We start from the raw sequence: 16,451 nt of genomic DNA, 5'->3' as shown, positions 1-16,451 counted from the left end.
GTCCTCTGCACTATCCTGCACAGAGGGAATGTGCGGCCCTAACTGGCTGTTTCACCCGCGCGTTTAATAGCGCGGTAAACAGTGGATCTAGCCACTGAGAAGAGTTCGGCAAGTTCTGCCGTCGTATGGGTCCCCGCGTGGTGAAGCGCGACTAAGTGGGTTTCTTGTTTCTTGGAGAGTTTGGGCTGTTTGCCGCGCAGTTTGCCCTTTGCTTTGGCAACGGCCATGCCCTCGCGGGTACGCGCCCTGATTAGATCTGCCTCAAATTCGGCAACCATGGCTAAGACATTGAAGAGTAACTTGCCTACAGGGTCGGTGGGGTCATGGATAGATCCGCCGATGCTGAGCTTCACCTCACGGCGGGTGAGTTCGTCAACGATGTCTTTTGCGTCGCGTAATGAGCGTGCCAGCCGGTCTAGTTTAGTGACCACCAGCGTATCCCCATTGCGGCAGGCGGCCAATGCTTCGCTGAGTCCTGGCCGTGCTCTATTGGTGCCGGTGAGGCCTTGGTCGGTGAATATCTTCTCAGGAGGCACGCCCGAGGCCATGAGCGCGTTCTTTTGAGCTGTGAGGTCTTGGTCGTTAGTGGATACGCGCGCGTATCCGATCAGGAGTCCGGTCATGATTTGGAGTGTACCGTTTAGCGCCCCTTCACCGGGCATTTTATCGGGCGGGGTATACGGGAATCTAGCAATCGCTGAAACTCGCCAAATTTATTAGTGTCCGAAGTCGTCTGTAGTTGTACCGGTGAACGACCGGCTTACGGGGCAACGTGATCACGAGCCACTTCATTGTCGTTTGTTTTGTCACCTGTCAGACTATGGCCATGACTAACTCTCCCTGGGATCAGAAGATCGATGACTTTTACGAGCTTGCGTTTGACGAGTCGAACCCTACCGCCACCATCGCAGCGATGCGGTCCCTCGCTTCGGAACGGCCGCCAGGCGATGCGTCGGCTCTCTTTGAATTGGGCGGGGTCCATGACTCTTTAGGATTGGAAACTGACGCAATTCCGTACTATAGGGCTGCAATCGAAGCGGGACTTGAAGGGGAACGTGCAACACGCGTGTTTATCCAATTGGCAAGCACCCTGCGCAACGTTGGCGCGTCGGCAGAGGCAGTATCAATACTCGAATCCGCGCCTTCATTAGGGAACGACGATGACGCGCGCCAAGCCTTTCTCGCCCTAGCACTATATGACGAAGGTCGTTACGGAGATGCACTGCGTACCGCGCTGCTCGCTCTCATACCTACGCTCGACGGCTACAAGAGAGCCCTGAAAGAGTATGCGGAGGAACTTCCGGGCACCTTTCCGGCCCGTCAGTGAGAAGATCACAGAAGAAACCTGCGGTAAGGAATCCTTTGGAAATTCTGACAATGGTTCATAGAAGGATCCGCTTTTGGACAAGTTTCCCTGAAATGTGGTGAGCCACCAAAGTTGGGAATGACTGGCTGCCGTTGCTTGACCGCCTAAATCTACATAGGTAGCATTAGGGTATGGAACGCTTGACGAGACATACCCCTGCTACAGCTGCTGTCGTTAGTGCGCTCATGGAATCATCCGAGTCGATCTGGGGTCTCCAGATCGTGAAGATGACCGGGTTGAAGACGGGAACGGTTTACCCGATTCTGGAGCGTTTGGAGGATGCTGGCTGGATTACTAGCGAGTGGGATACAGATCTGACTCGCAAGGGTCCCCGCCGGCGGTACTTTAAGTTGGAAGCGGAGGCTGTTCCGCATGCCCAGGAGTACATTTCCACCCAGAGGCCGAAAGCATCCATGGGTGCTGCCTCTCAATCCAGGAGACTCGCATGAGTCAGACGTTGCTGGTACGTGCACTGTTGCGACTATCGCTTTTCGTAACCCCGGCACATCTGCGGCAGGTGCGCTCAGAGCAATGGAGGGCGGATCTTCGGGATTGCAGTGAGTTGGAAATTCCGTCAACTGATGTCGTTGCCGGTGCCCTTATTGCTGGCGCACGTTTGCGGATTGCCCATGGGCTTGCTTCATTGTCCAACCCGGCCCTATTCAAAGAGGATAAAGCTATGAAAATTCTGTTACCCACTGCCCTTATTGCTGCTGTGCTGACACTCGGAGGAATTGCTGGGTTTTCAGCAATCTCGAATCACGAGGTTACTCAGATTATTGTTCCCGAGGGGATGATTGAAGAGAATGCTCGGACCACACCATCTGATCCAATGATCATTGATGGTGTCGAGGTGTTGGGAGGTGGTGAGATTGCGCCTACGAATCAGGGTGAGTAAGCAATTTATCTCCAGCGTGAGAATCTGTCGATTTGGCTAGAAGCGCGCTACCCGAGACAGAGGAACTACAGACAAGTAGCGGGTATCCCGCTAAAGGTTCCTCTTGCGGTATACCGCAAACGATCGTTTTTTGTGACTGTTAGCTTGATTTGACGGTTTTCTCCCAGCTAATAATGGCGGTTCAACTGATTCCGATAACGAGGGGAACCGCCACCACCGAGGCCGTGCACGGGCCGTGATATTCTCACTGCAACGTATCGATGCAAGGTGAGGTGCGGGCGGTCAGCCAGGGTCCCGCCGTCCACAGGTGGTCAGGGGGCTAGATTACGAACCCGACGACGATTCTTCGACGCCCTGTGGGGCGTCTTTTTCATTGGAACCTGAATCGGTCTGCGCGGCAGGCTTCGGCCCAGTTTTACGTGTGGAGCGGCGACGGGCGCGAACTTTTTTGTCCGGCTCGGCGTAGTCGATTTTTCGCGACTCCTCGACTGACCAACCGGCCGTTCTTGCAGCGTTGAAAGCTTTGACGTCCTCGCGCTCAGCATCACCAACTCGCTTTGCAATTTAGGCTTGAAGCTCGACAAGTTCTCGGGCCGTCTGATTGCGCACATCTGTGAGACTCTGGCGAGCTTAACGGCTGATGGCAATGGCAGAACAGGACGAGCGTCGGGCCGAGGAATCCCGGGCTGCTGCCGAACATGAGCCGGTCCCCGAGGGGCGCGTGCGTGCCGTTGCCGAAGCTGAGCAGCGCGAGGCACAGGCCGACCGTGCCCGCGAGGACGGGCGCACCGTTTACGACAGCGCCGAGCGCCGTGCAGGCACCGCCCAGAGTCTCGAAGCCCAGGGTATTGACCGCGAGGTGGTGGCCACGCGCATGCGGGCTGACGTCAGTCAGGGCAAGCCCGCCACCGATGCGGTCAAGGGCGCCGGGAAGGCCAAAGCACCCAAGGGTCGTAAGATCCGCGGCCATGGAATCCAAGTCCAACGAGCGGGCCTGGATCGGTGAGAACAGAAGCGATTTGCAAAAATTTTTGGGGCGGTACCTGTTAGGTACGGCCCCAAAACATTTATCGTCTTACTGATAGCTTCAGATGTTCATAGGTGTAGGCAGAACCTTCATTATTCTTCTTTTTGTAGATAAGTCAATTCCATTGAATGTACTTCAATTGAGATTTCAGGTTTCGAGATCTCTGGAATCATTGAATATATGAACGAATTCATCTACTGAGTACCTGCCAGGTGGCTGTTTCCTTCAAAGTCATAAAGCAGTAATTCATGCTTATCGATATAAGATCAAGCCAAAAAAGGGGAGGACCTATGAACAGCTCTGTGCATCGAACGAAAACGGTTGTCTGGGGTGTGACGATGTCTCTAATGCTAGGGGCAATCGCAGGACCGGCATTCGGGGCGGAGCGGCTAGTGGCACCATCAACTGCTACCGACTCAGATCAGAATGCTCTGAACAGTGCGATACCAGGGATAGGAGTGGGGACTCCTGCTCCTCTTCCGTTTAATTTTTCGGATCTCGGCGCAATGACCGTTGCTAAATCAAGCATCAGTCTGAAAGATCCAGCTGGTCAAAATATTGCTTTAAAAAAGATCGATGGAGACGGTTCAGGGGAAGACTTCTATGAAGGCTTGACGAAGAATGGCAAAAAAGTAGAAGTTCAAGTGCTGTCTGAAACACAGACCGCACCATTGGCAGATCCGGAGACCCTTGGAAGCCCCGCTGACCCCATTGACGAGGTCCCAGTTTCCGGCGAGTCAGATGGCTATGAGGTGGAGGCGACCTCGAAAGTTGTCTCCGCGGCTGACTTCAAACCGGTGCTTGCTATCGCTAGTACGGCCACAACTGTGACCATTGCAGCTCCAGCCGGAACCGCAGTAAAAGATGTAATTTCTTACGATTCCTCTGGCATCGTGGTGGCTATGCCAGCGAACAAAACTGAAAATAGTAACGGCTCCATCACGCTTCCTCGCGCTGAAGCGGCTGCAATGTTTGGTGTGGAGACCGAACAGGGAGACGAAACGACCCAACTGACGATTCCTATTGCCACTCCCGCGGCTGCGAAAAAGAATCAATGGACCGAGTTCTACTACACGACGTTTATTCCTGAGAAGTATGTAGATGTCCCTGCGGCATGCAAGGTCACTTCAAATAGCTGGAACGTTACGAAGCACAACGGCAACAACAGGTCATGGAAGAATCTGAAGAACGGAGCAGCCTACGAATCCTATAAAACCGTAGCTGGCATCAAAGTCGACTGGTCTCGTGGCAAGGTCTATAAGGTTGCGCAGGTTTCTATTTCCAAGGGTTACGACAAATCAGGAAACCTTAAGAAAAAGAAGCAGGCAAGCGCACGGGGTATCAAGACTGAACAGATGCAGCGATCATCCAGTTACGTCTACTGGAGGATGCGTCATCAAGTTTCTAACCCTTTATGCCCCGGGGCGGGAGCGATCCGCTACACGGGCGCTGTGAAAATGTACCGGTCCGGAACGATGAAAGTTAGTTTCAACCGAGTTCAGGTCCCGAACCATGAAATGTATGCACGCACCAACCTCCGTGGGAACTGGACCAACATCCATAGGCTCAAGCGGAAATCTTTCGCTTGCTTAGCTGTCCCTTGCGGAAATAATGCATACGGCCGAACTGTGAAATTGAAGATCAATTGAACTACAGCTAAAAATAATATTTTGAAAGGTCTTACGAGTTGGAAAATTGCGTTAAAGAACGTCTTAGCTCACAGATGCTATCGCTGCCGATATTTATTCTCATTGCATTCACTGTTGATCTGATCTCATACATGTCTGAAGCTACGCCGCTAGGGTACACGACGTTGTGGGCTGGCATTCTTGTTCCTTTTACCGCCATTTTGATCTTTGCCACCGTACCGACCTTGATCAAGAAGACTCGTTCCGTGGTGCGTGATCTGATCGGCGTCTTCCTCGGTGCAACACTGTTTGGCGTAATTGCCAGTCTTCCCATCTGGAGTTCGACAGCAGGACAAAGTGATGTTGCTCGGGGAGACTACGCATCAGGCGTTATGCTGTCACCGATTCTGGGATTGATCGTCGTAGCGACCTTTGCTGTTTCCTCGGGATTTTTTGAATACCTATTGCATCGACGTATTCGGACCCGCAGCACGAAAAGGTAGATCTTTCGCTAAGGGTGAGTTGAACCAGGCAGCCCCTGAACTACAGCTTTATTGACGCCCTTGGAAATGATTGCATCGTTGACGTAGCGACCCGGTTCTAAGTAACTGGCACTAGACAGGGACCGCGCCTACCCGGCGCGGTCCCTGTTCGCGCTGCTTGCTATGTTGAAGGTGATGGCATCGGTTCCAACCGGCGTGCGAGCTTCACCAGCAAGCCCAAGGCCAGGAAGCCGATAAATAGCGCTCCGAGGCCAGCGGGCGCAGTCCAGAGCCACAGCCAGGCATTCGTCGGTGCGTGTGGGTACATCGCAGAAACGAGGATGGACGGGTGCTGATGATGGCTAAAGCCACGACGGCAGCGGGCAAGCTGGCCACCAGGGCCTTGGCGGAGCCAGTAAGAACGTTCTCAGAAGGCATGACGTGCTTGAAGGTATTGCGGCCCAAGCACCATAGTGCCATGAGGCTGGTGGTCAACAATGACCACCAAAGAGCATATTCAGCGGCTTGTACTGCTTTGTTCATGGTGTTTTCTCATTTCAGATGATTTGTTGAAAACATACCATTTAGAGGTTGGTTCGCCGTTCCAGGCTCCCATTTGACTGCAGGCTTCGGTAAGAGAGCGCGAGTGAGGTCCATGGTCCTCAAGTCAGCTCGATTTATGCGCGGAATTGGATGGCGTTCCAGTAAGTGCAAGGGGGAACGCGCTGCTTCACGGAGGCGGCATTTGGGGCAAAGGTGCGGGCTATTTGCGTAGTTGCCGCGTTGCGGGAGTATGTTCCGGACGTGCTTGGCCTTGCACCACGTTGAGGTAACTGCTGCTCAAATGGCCAATATCAAGAGCTCGGATCCCGCGTTCGGAGAGCTTTTTGGCCAGGATGGTTCCGGCCGGGCCCAGGGAAATAATGGCAAGGTCCGGATTCTTTTCCAGGGTCTCGGAGACAACTCGTTCCAGGTCGGTAAATGCGTCTTTGGGAGTTGAATGGATAAAGTCTGCGGTTTTCAGGTTATCGAAAAGTGCCGGGACCAAATCAAACCGTGAGCCCTCGCCGGTGATGATGACGGCATCTTTCCGGTCCCAGACTTTACGCCATAGCTCTACTGCTTCCTGGCCCAGGACTTCAAACACTCGGGGCCTGGTGATATGGGCATTGATGTATTTTTGCTGAGGGTTAACCAGTGGCTTCAAGCTGGGCCACAGCTCGGCATACACGTTGGACCAGTGGGCATCTCGGAATAAGAAGGGGAAACCGATGAGCAGGTCTTCGGATTGAGTTTCAAAGACTTCCCGGAGCTGATACTGGAGCTCCTTGGAGTTGCTTTGGAAGCCTAGGTTGAACTCTGGGCGGAGCATGAGCCGGAATTCGCCATCTCCGAATCGTGCGATGGAGGCGTTAGACGCGGCCAGTAGCTCCAGAGACTCCTTAAAGGGCAGGACTTGGTGCGCGTAGACTTCTGCCACTTCGTCCATGTACCGGCCAGTGGTGGCAGTGCGAATCGCGGTCAGCTCGTTGCGATTTTTCTTCAGTTCGGCGATCACTTGCTTGAGCAGTGCCGGCAGTTCCTCGTGTCCGCTCATCTTGACAGGAATGGGTTTCTTATTCCGGATCTCCACGTGGAAGGTGCGATTCGCGATTTCTTTGATCTTTGACAGCAAAACTAGTATCCGTTCTCGCGGAGGAGCCGCGTTATCCCGCACTGCAGGGCCGCAGGGTGATGCGCAGAGGGTGCAATGTATTGCAGTGATTCTATGCGTTTGGATTCATCTTACGATGCGCTTCGATGCCAGCTCAGGGCTGTGGTCGTGTCGCTCAAACAATTAGATGGATGGATAAGCGAAGTATCTGCGGTTCAAATGTGGGCAATTATCCTTTTACGAGTCTGCAGTGGACGCGCAATGTTAAAGCGATTCCAGGGGCGACGGGCGCGTCTTACCGTCTATCTGGGAAGGATCGAATGCTGTGATCGCGGGTGGACTACCCGACCAATCCCGTGTTCACGAGTGCGTCTACGGACAAGGTCGTTCCAGCGAAGCTGAAGGTAGTAAAGGAGCGTGCGACTATTGGCATGAAAGCCACTGGCAGGGAGCTCAAAGTAAGCGCTGGTACCTGAAACGCGAAGGGCGTGAAAGATTTGTATCAGTGGCTGCGCTCGGGAAAGATTATCGGCAAGATCACCCAGCCGAATTAGACCGTGACCAAGAAGGACGCTGCTAAGAAATCGACGGTCTGGTTAACTGTCGCGAAGCCTGGATATGCCACAGTGGCGATGACGCTGAATAAGAAGTAAATATCGCTTGCTCGTGGTTGTTCATCGCTGGTTTAAGACCGTTGAAGTGTGGCTGCCCTGGTCCACAGAACGTCAATCTAAGCCTGTTCAGTGCTTGCAGATGAAAATGGCTAGGTGCCCAATAGGGCACCTAGCCATTATGCAGGGTTCCCGCACGGATGAGAGAGGTGAAACGCTCAATCCGAACAGTGCGTGGTGTCGCCATGAGACTGAACCACGCATGAAACTAGGCTAAACCACCAGCTGTATGCTTACTGGCACACCACGCCCTGAAGATTTCTGGTTTTTCATTAAGCCAGTTACCGGTGGACCAGTTCTCACGCGCTGAGCCGGTAGGCCGGAAGATACTCACCGCGCATGGTGCTGCGCCCTTGTCGCTTCCAAATTGAGTCAGATAGCATACCGCGATGAACGAGTACTTTGCGCTTTCGTGTGCTGCTCGTAGTTGATCTGTGGGGCATCATGGGCGACTTGCAGAGAGTTGATTGTTTCCTGTGTTTCAAGGGCTGTGTGAACCCGATGTCCCGAACTTTTGTGACAACTCCCGCTGGTGGTCCTGAACATGCGAGCATTCCCCGTTCAGGCTAGTCGTGGACGTTAGACGCAGTCTAGGTATGCCGTGAGGTGCCCGTCCCGTTGAGCACCCTGGGTCCTCGCAAGCTCGTCTCCAGGGTGTGTCGGGCGTCCGCTGGCGCGGCCGGCTGTTGGCCCGGACTTCGTCCGGTTTTTTCCTGTTTTTTGCTGCTGTCCTTCGGAGTGTACGGGCCATCTCCAAACCCACAAGCCACTCGCTGCGCTTCGGGCGTGCTCCACCAGAAATTCTCGGGCCGCGCTCCTTCGTCGCTTCTTTCGGCCCAAGATTTTCGTGGATTGCGCACCCCTGGCGGGTTGATGGGTTTTCCGGCTGGCCCCGCTTCATTTCATTTCGCCAGCAGGCAAAAAACAACCGGGGGAGGGCTTCGGCGGGAGGCTGGCAACCTGCCCCTCTTCCGTAAAGCGAAGGACAAAAACCTATGCAGACCACAACCAAGGACACCCGCGAAACCGTCACCGTCCCAGCGACGGTCGAACGCGATATGTATGGCGAAGGGTATGACTGGATGGAATCGCTGGCCGGCACTGGATGGCACGAAGTTCCAGGGTGGGGACGCGATGGATGGGACTTGGGATCCTGGCCCTACATCATCTTCGCCGCAGCTAAGACGACCGATGAAACCGGGATGCTCTTCGGATACACCACGTACGTGGAGGGCGATGTGACCGCGCGCTGGTACCGCAGCTGCGAAGCCCGCAACCTTGCCATCAGCAAGGAGGCGTTCTGGTACTGGGCGAGCGGGCAATCGGATGGACCGGAAGCGCTGGAAGGGATGAACCCGCAAGAGTTCAAGCAGATCGACGGGCTATGTGAACCATACATTCCGGACTTCGGGAACTAACCCAGCACTTTGGCTCTGAGTGCTCACGCGTTCAGAGCCAAAGCTCTGTCACGGGCATTCTGCCAGTGGCAATGGGCTGTATGTTCCGCCGCTCGATTGAGGATGTTTTTCTAGCACAAAAGCACCGGCGCTGCCGTGTTGCATGGATTGCGCAGGAGCCGGTCTGAGGGGAAGACGTTCGCGCCTCAAGATCCGCAGTCAACGGCCAAACGTGGGCCGAACACATAAGCTCAAACCCGACGCATCGGCAGAAGCGGCACCGCGCTCAGCATTCGGCCTTAGGCATTGGCCGCAACTCCGGAAGTTTGTCCCTCGGCAGTCGACGCTGGGGCCTGGGCAGTCTCTTCGTTTTGTTCTTCGACCACTTTGGGTTCCTTCGCTGGAGCCGCCTGGGGTAGGAAGCTCTTCAACTCCGCGGAGCTGAGCCCCAGACGCTCACCGATCGACTTCTTCGACTCTCCCGTACCGAGCATCTGCTCCACCACCGACGCCGCAGCAACTCGCGCCTTATCCTTCTTCACTTCGGCAGTCGCATGCAGCTCGGCGATCTTCTTCGCGGCATCCTCATCGATCAGTTCGATCTCGTCCTCATGGATGAAGAACTTCGCCGCCAACTCGATCAACTGCTCATTGCGGCGCGTGATCTCCTCAGCCTTCGCACGCGCCTTCTCCCGGGCGGCCAACGCTGCAGCAGACTTGCGTGGCTTACTCATCAAAACACTTCATCCTTCGCCAACTCGAAAACAAAATTTTGCGAGGGGACACCCCTCGCGCACCCCGGCCCAAAAACGCGTTAACGGGCTTCGCTGACGCTCAGGCTCTGTCCTGCCCGATGTTTGCCACCTGTGGACGGCTTTGAGATTAAGCGCCGTCTCCACCCGCCCACACGTGGAAAACATCGGGCCACGGTTTCACACAAGAGACTTGCCCTGGGCACAGCAGCGACCCTATCAAACCCACCTTGGACGCACCTGCACACAGCGAAGATCGCATATGCAAAACCGCACCAAAAACATCCTTCTTTTGATGGCCAGATCTCTTTGCCCGCCTCTGCACTATTTCTTCTTCGTTCCTCAAAGGATGCAGAGCCGACCAACATGATGAATCGGTAGCAGCCCTCCGGCCAGTTCCATCCCCGACACGCAAGAGCCTTGGCCCGCCAGTTTCCACTCGTACCTCATTCGGACGTCCCAAGATCTCTCACGCATCGTCGAAGTCCTCCGGCCCTATTTTCTCCCGATCCATCAAGACCAGATCTGTCACACCTCTTGCATCCTCGATAACTTTGGCCGGAATTGCTAGAGTCGAACGTGTGATGACCCTGCATAAGCTCAGTGCAGGGGACGGCTATCTCTACTACACCCGCGAAGTTGCCTCCGCTGATGAGCTGCGCTCACCGGATCGGAAGCTCGGGGATTACTACACCGTCACCGGCCACCCGCCCGGCATCTGGGGAGGACGGGGTGCTAAGAACCTCGGCGTGAACGGGGAAGTCACCGAAGAGCAAATGGAGCTGCTCTACGGGCTAGGACAACACCCATTAGCCGGCCAGATGGATCCGGTGTCGGGGGAGAAGATCCACGCGCAGCTGGGTCAACGCTACAAGCGTTTCGACCAGTTCGACGGCGAACTGGCCAAGAAGATTAACACCGCCCTGGGTGATTTCACCAGGCTCAAGCACCGCGAACCGACCGCTGATGAACGACGCGTCCTCCGCACCAAGGCCGGTGGCGAACACTTCTACAAACTGCACGGCCGCAAGCCGAAGACCAAGGAAGAACTCTCCCAGTTCATTTCCCGGCAGACCCATAGGGGCTCGAACGCGGTGGCCGGGTATGACATGGTGTTCTCCCCGTCCAAGAGCATCTCCTACCTCTGGGGAGTCAGCGACCGCAAGGTCCAGGAAGTCATCGAGAAAGCCCATCACGAGGCCATCGAAGACGCCATGAAGTACTTGGAGAACAATGCGGTCTTCACCCGCCGCGGCAAGAACGGGGTCCGCTCGGAAGACGTGGACGGTGGCCTGATCTACACCACCTTCCGGCATTATGACTCCCGTGATGGGGATCCGCAGCTGCATGACCACATTGTCGTTTCCAACAAAGTGCTGGGGATGGATGGCAAGTGGAGTGCCATCGACGGGACCGTCCTGCACAAGTATGCGGTATCTGCTTCGGAGCATTACAACGCAAGGGTCATGCAGAACATCTGCCGCGACCTGGGACTCGCCACCACCCAACGAACGGTGGAAGGCAAACGCCAGATCACCGAAATTGGCGGCATCCCCCTGGCCAGTATTGAGGCTGCGTCCTCACGCCGGAGCAATATCAAAGCCCAGCTGAAGACCCTCGTTGATGAGTTCGAGGACAAGTATGGGCGGGCTCCGAGTCCGAAGCAGCTGATCAAGCTCTCCCAGCAAGCCACTTTGGAAACCCGTGCTGAGAAGAAGAAAGGTCTCTCCCTTTCAGAGCTCACCGAGCACTGGCAAGACAAATTCTCCACCGTCCCCGGAGCCTTGGTGGGCGATGAATTATTCGCTGCGGCGCGCAAGTATTCCGTCGGCCAGGAACCGGTTTACACGCCGATCGGCCAGCTGCCAGAGGAACAGATCCGTGAGTTGGCGCAGTCCACCATCACCCGCCTGGAGCAGTCGCGGGCGACGTGGAATCAGGCGCATGTGGAAGCTGAAGTGCGCCGCCAGCTTTCCAGCCAATATCAAGCCCAACCCGTCGCTGATGCGGTTATCGCCCAAGTCCGATCCACCGCGATCGACTCTCTGAGCTTGAAAGTCACCCCTGATTTTCCTGTGCCTGCATCGGTGGCGGGGGCTATGGTGGCGGTGCACAAGTACCAGAAACCCCACGCCGCCCTCTATACCTCAGAGACGGTGTTAGAAGCCGAACACAAGGTTTTGCAGGCCGCGCGCACCGACGTTATTCCCACGGTCACGACTGATCATTTCCAGAGCGTCCTTGATAGTTTTGAGGGCCGCTTGAACGAGGCGCAGGTGGCGTTGGCCCGCGAATTCTCCTGCAGCCCCAAACTCCTCGTCGCAGGTATCGGACCAGCTGGTACCGGTAAAACAACCTCGATGAAACTGGCCGTAAACGCCATGAAGCAAGCCGATCACCACGTGATTGCTGTGGCTCCCTCGGCCAAAGCAGCGACCCTGTTGGGCCATGAGGTCGGGGTGGAAGCGATGACTGTGGACCGGCTCCTGGCCAGCGAGGAGAAGCTGTCGCCGGGGGACGTGGTGATCATCGACGAAGCCGGCATGATCGGCACCACCCAATTTCTGGCCCTGATCGAACAAGCCCAGGAGCACGGCGCTCTGGTGCGGGCGATTGGTGATGACAAGCAGCTGGCTGCTGTGGGCTCTGGCGGCATCCTGCGCCTGCTCAACCAGGAAGAGCAACTGGTTCACCTGGAGGAAATCCACCGGTTCAGGAACGCCGATGGCAGCCCGAATCTCAGCGAAGCCGCCGCATCCCTGGCCCTGCGTGAAGCTCCCGCACTCGGGAAGGATGACCCGTGGGCGTACTACCGTGCTGAAGGGAAGATCAAAGCTGGCATCACCGGTGACATGGCTGATCAAGTGTTCGCTGCCTGGCAGAAAGACACCAACGAGGAGCGCACCTCGCTCATGCTGGCCGGCACCAATGAACAAGTCGCCACCCTGAACCAAAAGGCCCAGGTCTACCGGCTCGGGCGCGGCGAACTGGATGAAACCCAGGTGATCACCGGCCGCAACGACACCCAGATTTATGTTGGCGATGTCATCCTGACCAAGAATAACGACCGCCGCCTCAGCGTCCACCAGGGCAAGGACTTCGTGAAGAACAACGATTCCTGGGTGGTCGAAGGCATCGAATCCGGGCACCTGCTCGCCCGGCACCAGCAACACCACGGACTGGCCGCCATCCCCGCCGACTACGTCGCTGAAAGCGTGATCCTCGGTTATGCAGATACCGTGCATAGTGCCCAGGGCGCCACCGTGGACACAGCCCACGCACTGCTGACCAGCAGCACTGATCGTGCCGGCGCGTATGTGGCGACCAGTCGCGGCAAATATGACAACCGCATCTATGTGGGCCTGGCCGACGGGGACCGAGCCGACACGGTCCTGAACGGTATTGCCGAGCGGACGGACCTGAACCTCACCGCCCACGAAACCGTGACTCGCGAATTCGAGCAGGCCCGAGACATCAACAGCCTCGGAATGATCTATCGGGACCTGGTAGTCCAAGCCCAGACTGCCAAATACGAGCAGATCCTGCGCACCACCCTCAGCAACCCGATCGCCCAGCCAATCCTTGAAGACCCGGCCTGGGGAGCTGTGGCCCGGCATCTGGAGCGGGCCGAAGAGTCCGGGGTAAAGCTCGAAACCCTCATCGAGGACGCCTACTCCCAGCACGACTTCGCCGAAGCAGACAGCATCGCCGCGATCCTGGCCTGGCGTATGGGCACCCTGCTCGACAACCGCGAAGCCACCCTCGCCACCGCCGAACGCCCACTGCGCGAGGTCGACCAGGACCACCTTGTCGCATTGAAGGAACGCGCTATGGACCGGGCTGAAGACGCCGGCACCTCGTACCGCAAGAGCGCGGTCGAGCTTGCCGAAGCTGAAAAGATCTCACCGCTGCCCCGCCGGCTGTATGGCCACCTGTCCGAGGAGGAACTAGCAGCCCGGATCAAGTGCACCGATAACGAACTGATCCGCCAGATCCCCTCCGACATGGACAACAACGAAGAGTACCTATCCTGGTCACTGGGCCGACTGCGCGCAGAACAGCAGCTGCGCCAGGACATGCCAGAACCACTGGCCCAAGCAGAGATCCGCGACCGCGACCACAAGAACCTGGCCGCCACCAGCGGCACCGTCCTGCGCCGCATCAGCACCGAGCTGAAACTGCGCGAACTGGAACAGGCCCCGTTCGATAAGCACCGTGAACCGAACAGGTTGGGCGAGTGGTTCGCACCGCGCGAGCCGTTGGCTGACCCGCGCCTGCCCGCGGCGTGGAAGGAACAGATCGAAGCATACCGTCCCGTGGTTGATGCCGAGCATCAGCGGCTCGGAGCAGAACTCGCCCAAAACCCACCAGCATGGCTGGAAGACCTGGGCCCAGTACCGGGCCGGGCTGACCGGGCTGAAGAATGGCGCCGGCTGGCCGCGGAAATCGCAGCCTACCGCCGCACCTACAACATCCCCGATGCTGAACCAGCCCTCCTGCCTGCACAGCATGTGAAGAACAGTCCGGTGGCGCAGGATCTGCGCAACCGCGCCGCGGCACTGCATAAGCACTCTGAACTGACGAACCGCGAGCCAATGCCAGCCGATGCGAAGGAACAACTAGCACAGCAGAAGACGAATGAATCTGCCGCAACGGTGGGGCAGTCAGACGCTGCGGCGAAGATCGCGGCGCTACGCCAACGAGCCCAAGCCAGAAACGAAACGACCCCACAGGAGAAGGAGAACGCCATGAGCACGAGCGAACACCATGCCGGCCAGGAAGGGTCCGGGGCTGCTGAGACCAACGAACTGCTGGTCCGCCTGCGCAAAACCCAAGAGGCACAGGAACAAGCAGCTGATCAGCAGCGTAAGCTCAAGGACGATGAAGCGCAGCGCCGAGGACCATCTGGCCCAACACTGAGATAAGGGGTTTGAACTACTTATCGTGTTGAATGCACGCTTGGGTTAATGACGTGGTCTAACATCCTGCCCCTCGCAAGACAGAAGGAAATCGGACATTGAGCAATAAGCAGCATGCTGACAATGGCAGTTGTTTGCAGAGGAGATGGGGCATGCGGATCAGCGGTGGGTGATGGTCCGTCACAGGAAGACCATGCCTATATCATCGTCTTATCAGGATGGCCTAGGTCCGTTATGGCATGCCAAGAACGATCTCTGGGTAACTCAAAAAGCCTGCGCCAGTTTGGAAAAGGCTTATGGGCTGGAGGCTGCGCCGCGACTTCGAAAACAAATGAAACAGCTGGAGCTGGTGGAGCGCGAGAACGTCTGGTTAAAAACACAGTTGGCTGCCGTGAAACGTGCGCAAAAGGAACGAGAGGCTCAGAACGTGGCAGCAAGAGCAGTGCGCCTCGCGAAATAACGTGCCTTCAGATTCCCGACCCTGCCGACTACTCGAAGCCCTGCTATGCCACCTCGGAAAATTGCGACGCCATATGTCCCGGTGCAAGCTATACGTCCAAAGGACGGTGGCTATGAAAGATAGCGGTAAGCGCTCTCTTTCATAGCCACCGGGCACTTAATTACGGTGCTTATCGTGATCTAGCCAAGGAACAAAACGACCTTTGTTGCCAGCTGCGATGAGATAGGTGAAGCACAAAATTGCGCCGAGCTGAAGAAGACCTATCCATAGTCCGTTGGTCTGGAAGGTAGCAGGAAGCTGCGAAAGGCCCAAGAGAGCGAGGACGAGATAAAAGTAGTCGCTAAGAATAGCCTTCGGCTTACGTTTATTTTGCGACGTTGGGTTAGCTTCAGTAGCCATTGGGAACTTCTTTCCGGATTAGGAGAAACAGTTTTGCTTGATGTCGTTAATGCCAATAAGCTCGGCGAACAGGCCACCAGCTACAGCTACAGCTGCATTTCGCTTTGCGGTTGCGCCCTTTTTGCTGTGGTACGCACGCCATATAATATTCACGCCTTTTTTGACGGATCCGAACCGCTTGACTAACTTATATCCAACTTTTGCAGCAGCTCCCAAGGCATTAGGTTGGCACCCACTGTAGCAACACAAACAGTCCAGAGACCAAGGCCAGCGCCCTAGCTGACCGGCTCAGGTCCTATCGGCCCACATCTGAGGACCGGCTGGTTGCCGGTACCGCGCGCGGCAGTGAAAAGACGATTGTCCACGGGGTGCAGCAGTATGCCGGTGAGCAGGTCTCCGACGGCACTCGGCCGCGGAAGAGGACCGAAGCGCTGATCGAACGGATCAAAGGATCGGCTCAAACCAGCGAACCGGCCTCGGCCGCCATCGAAGACATCATGAGCAAGCTGCAGCGGATCAAGCAACAACAAGCCAGTGAGCGGCAGCCACCGCCTGCTGAACACAATCGAGCAACGAAGCCGACACCAGAGGGCCCTCAGCTCAGCTGAGCGGCCTTTTGGTGTGAACGTAAGAAACCCACGGAATCCGTGGGTTTCTTCGACGTAGAAAGCAGGAGCCCTCGTCCCTTGCTATTTATACGAGGATGCATGCGATTCGGATAACAGCAGACATGAAATGAACCGCTTTACCGCCGATGCTTCACAGCAGTTTCCTTTTACGCGGAGCCAGAGCGTTGAG

The 16,451-nt window shown here is 56.3% G+C and carries 15 protein-coding genes; 10 read left to right on the top strand and 5 right to left on the bottom strand.

Features of this window, described 5'->3' with window-relative positions; translation table 11 throughout:
- Positions 1-38: 38 nt before the first annotated feature.
- Positions 39-623: a recombinase family protein gene (locus M2368_RS18015; RefSeq protein WP_402697775.1), complete on the bottom strand. Its 585-nt coding sequence runs from the start codon at positions 621-623 to the stop codon at positions 39-41.
- Between the two features lie 203 nt (positions 624-826).
- On the opposite strand from M2368_RS18015, the gene M2368_RS18010 reads away from it, so the two are divergent.
- The 6 genes from M2368_RS18010 (at position 827) to M2368_RS17985 (ending at position 5,422) form a co-directional block, all read left to right on the top strand.
- A complete protein-coding gene (locus tag M2368_RS18010) occupies positions 827-1,327 on the top strand; it encodes a tetratricopeptide repeat protein (RefSeq protein WP_434691875.1) in 501 nt (166 codons plus the stop codon).
- A 170-nt stretch (positions 1,328-1,497) separates the two neighbouring features.
- Positions 1,498-1,815, top strand: a complete 318-nt coding sequence (locus tag M2368_RS18005) for a PadR family transcriptional regulator (protein ID WP_448937572.1) — start codon at positions 1,498-1,500, stop codon at positions 1,813-1,815.
- Positions 1,812-2,264: a hypothetical protein gene (locus M2368_RS18000; RefSeq protein WP_498724794.1), complete on the top strand. Its 453-nt coding sequence runs from the start codon at positions 1,812-1,814 to the stop codon at positions 2,262-2,264. Before M2368_RS18005 ends, M2368_RS18000 begins: the two co-directional genes overlap by 4 nt.
- 646 nt (positions 2,265-2,910) lie before the next feature.
- Positions 2,911-3,270, top strand: a complete 360-nt coding sequence (locus M2368_RS17995; RefSeq protein ID WP_498724793.1) for a hypothetical protein — start codon at positions 2,911-2,913, stop codon at positions 3,268-3,270.
- Between the two features lie 413 nt (positions 3,271-3,683).
- Entirely contained in the window at positions 3,684-4,940 is a 1,257-nt protein-coding gene (locus M2368_RS17990) for a DUF3238 domain-containing protein (protein ID WP_402735349.1), read from the top strand.
- A 131-nt stretch (positions 4,941-5,071) separates the two neighbouring features.
- Positions 5,072-5,422 carry a hypothetical protein gene (locus M2368_RS17985; RefSeq protein WP_402735350.1) on the top strand — a complete coding sequence of 117 codons (351 nt, stop codon included), beginning with the start codon at positions 5,072-5,074 and terminating at the stop codon, positions 5,420-5,422.
- Positions 5,423-6,164: 742 nt separating this feature from the next.
- Here M2368_RS17985 and M2368_RS17980 read toward each other — a convergent pair.
- The gene (locus M2368_RS17980) at positions 6,165-7,118 is read right to left on the bottom strand and encodes a GT-D fold domain-containing glycosyltransferase (RefSeq protein ID WP_498724792.1); all 954 of its coding nucleotides are present in this window, start codon (positions 7,116-7,118) and stop codon (positions 6,165-6,167) included.
- A 1,603-nt stretch (positions 7,119-8,721) separates the two neighbouring features.
- On the opposite strand from M2368_RS17980, the gene M2368_RS17975 reads away from it, so the two are divergent.
- Entirely contained in the window at positions 8,722-9,144 is a 423-nt protein-coding gene (locus tag M2368_RS17975; RefSeq protein ID WP_332595319.1) for a hypothetical protein, read from the top strand.
- Positions 9,145-9,422: 278 nt separating this feature from the next.
- Here the strand turns inward: M2368_RS17975 and M2368_RS17970 are convergent, their stop codons facing one another.
- A complete protein-coding gene (locus M2368_RS17970; RefSeq protein ID WP_332595318.1) occupies positions 9,423-9,857 on the bottom strand; it encodes a hypothetical protein in 435 nt (144 codons plus the stop codon).
- A 602-nt stretch (positions 9,858-10,459) separates the two neighbouring features.
- Here M2368_RS17970 and mobF point away from each other — a divergent pair.
- Together mobF and M2368_RS17960 are read left to right on the top strand one after the other, a co-directional pair.
- On the top strand, positions 10,460-14,800 hold the full coding sequence (gene mobF, locus M2368_RS17965; protein ID WP_332595322.1) for a MobF family relaxase: 4,341 nt from the start codon (positions 10,460-10,462) through the stop codon (positions 14,798-14,800).
- 187 nt (positions 14,801-14,987) lie between these two features.
- On the top strand, positions 14,988-15,254 hold the full coding sequence (locus tag M2368_RS17960) for a hypothetical protein (protein WP_332595317.1): 267 nt from the start codon (positions 14,988-14,990) through the stop codon (positions 15,252-15,254).
- A 156-nt stretch (positions 15,255-15,410) separates the two neighbouring features.
- Here M2368_RS17960 and M2368_RS17955 read toward each other — a convergent pair whose 3' ends face one another.
- Together M2368_RS17955 and M2368_RS17950 are read right to left on the bottom strand one after the other, a co-directional pair.
- The gene (locus tag M2368_RS17955; RefSeq protein ID WP_332595316.1) at positions 15,411-15,653 is read right to left on the bottom strand and encodes a hypothetical protein; all 243 of its coding nucleotides are present in this window, start codon (positions 15,651-15,653) and stop codon (positions 15,411-15,413) included.
- A gap of 18 nt (positions 15,654-15,671) precedes the next feature.
- Positions 15,672-15,869, bottom strand: a complete 198-nt coding sequence (locus M2368_RS17950) for a hypothetical protein (RefSeq protein ID WP_498724790.1) — start codon at positions 15,867-15,869, stop codon at positions 15,672-15,674.
- A gap of 152 nt (positions 15,870-16,021) precedes the next feature.
- Between M2368_RS17950 and M2368_RS17945 the strand changes: the two genes are divergently transcribed.
- Complete coding sequence (locus M2368_RS17945; RefSeq protein ID WP_332595315.1) at positions 16,022-16,261, top strand: hypothetical protein; 240 nt, start codon at positions 16,022-16,024, stop codon at positions 16,259-16,261.
- The last annotated feature ends 190 nt before the right edge of the window (positions 16,262-16,451 follow it).

The organism is Arthrobacter sp. JUb119, assembly GCF_024807995.1.
In the GTDB taxonomy this organism is placed as follows: Bacteria; Actinomycetota; Actinomycetes; order Actinomycetales; family Micrococcaceae; genus Glutamicibacter.
The sequence above is the reverse complement of the archived record's forward strand: the minus strand, read 5'-3'. Positions and strand labels throughout refer to the sequence as shown.